Source organism: Nocardia farcinica, from assembly GCF_029867845.1.
GTDB classification, from domain to species: Bacteria; Actinomycetota; Actinomycetes; order Mycobacteriales; family Mycobacteriaceae; genus Nocardia; species Nocardia farcinica_A.
The window spans coordinates 1-1,489 of the sequence record NZ_JARWRU010000983.1 but is presented as its reverse complement, the minus strand read 5'-3'; the positions used below and the strand labels follow the sequence as shown (position 1 = coordinate 1,489).

Sequence of the window (1,489 nt, the reverse complement as noted above, 5' to 3'; positions counted from 1 at the left end):
CCGCCCCCCCCCCCCAACGGCCGTCCGCCCGCGCGGCCACCGTGGCCGGTGCGCGCGGCGGCACGGCCGTTGACTGTTGTTCTTCAGCAACAGCTTTCGAGTCGGCGCCACTCGGTCGCCGAGACCCGCGAGCTTCCCCTTCCGTGATCGGGCGCGTCGGGTGCCGGCCGGCATCTCGCCGCACTGCCCGGCTTGCCGAGGCCGGCCAGGTCGCCGCCGGGCTCAGACGAGCTCGGGGACGCGCAGGTGGGCGAAGGCCAGGCGGAATTCGGCGACCTCGATGATGTCGGCGCGCATCTGTTCGGCTGCCTTCGGCCGCATGCGGGCGGCGGCGTCGCGGCTGCCCTCCAGCTCCTCGATGCTGGACCAGACGCTGGAGCCGACCGCTCGGCCGGTGGCGCGGTTGACGAACAGGCTGGCGCTGCGGAAGCCTTCGACCTTCTCCAGTTCGGGCAGGGAATAGCTCTTGAAGGTGTCGATCACGCGATCGATGCCCGCGGGATCGGTCTGCAGCCAGACGCAGCGGGTGCAGGCGCGCTCGCCCGCCAGGTGGTCGCGGTGCATGACGGCGACTTCCCATTCCTCGATCTTCTGGGTGCGGCCGTCGAGCGCGGCGGACAGGCTGTTGCGCAGCGGGCGCACGTGGGTGTCGCAGGCGTGCATGGCCTCCTCGCTCTCCCAGGCGCTGGTGGCGATGCAGCGTCCGGTGGACCGCTCCAGCATGAGCGACAGCCCGACCCAGCCGTCCAGCGCCGACATCTCCGGCAGTACCTGCCTGCGAAGACAGGCGATCCCCTTGTCGATCGACGACGCCTGCGCCGCGATCGTGCTCGACCGTGCGTGCACGGGTCACCTCCTGCTCGAAGGGCGGCGCCCCCGGTGGACGCCACCGGAACACCACCACTGTCCTCCACCTCGCCCGCGCGCACAATGCGACCGGCCGACCAGAAAATTTCCGGGCGATCCGGCAGAAATGGGTCTTGACTTGCGGAGAAGTCGGAGAACACTGGACCTATACCAGAACACCGGACAACGAGTCAGCCGTCGACAGAGACGTCCGTCGATCGGAAACGACAGTTCTCCAGGATCTGGCCAGGCCCCCGGCAAGCCAGTCGAGATCGGATTCGGCAGCGACGACTGCTCTTCCAGATGTCGATGGAGACTACCGGGGACTGCTCTGTGTGGGGGTGTTCGCCGTGCGAGTTCTGGTCACCGGCGCCACCGGCTATGTCGGACGCGCGGTCGTCAGCGCGCTGCGGACGCGCGGTCACGAACCGGTGGCCCTGGTGCGCACGCCGGGAGCGCGGGTCGCCGACGCCGCCGAGATCCGCGTCGCCGATCTGCTCGACGGTTCCGCGCTGCGACGTGCTCTGGCCGGAGGCGACCGGCCGCGGGCGGCCGCCCCCGGCGGCAGCGCGGCCGTCGGTTGCGCCACCGCCGGCAGCGCGCCCCTCGGTAGCGCCACGGCCCGCCCCGCCGCCGGCGCCGG

At 71.4% G+C, this 1,489-nt stretch carries 2 protein-coding genes; one reads left to right on the top strand and one right to left on the bottom strand.

The window, feature by feature from the left end; all coding sequences use genetic code 11:
* Positions 1–222: 222 nt before the first annotated feature.
* Positions 223–846 carry a hypothetical protein gene (locus QH283_RS21690; protein ID WP_280504814.1) on the bottom strand — a complete coding sequence of 208 codons (624 nt, stop codon included), beginning with the start codon at positions 844–846 and terminating at the stop codon, positions 223–225.
* A 350-nt stretch (positions 847–1,196) separates the two neighbouring features.
* Between QH283_RS21690 and QH283_RS21685 the strand changes: the two genes are divergently transcribed.
* Positions 1,197–1,489, top strand: a 293-nt coding sequence (locus tag QH283_RS21685; RefSeq protein WP_280504813.1) for an NAD-dependent epimerase/dehydratase family protein, incomplete at its 3' end; no start/stop codon positions are given.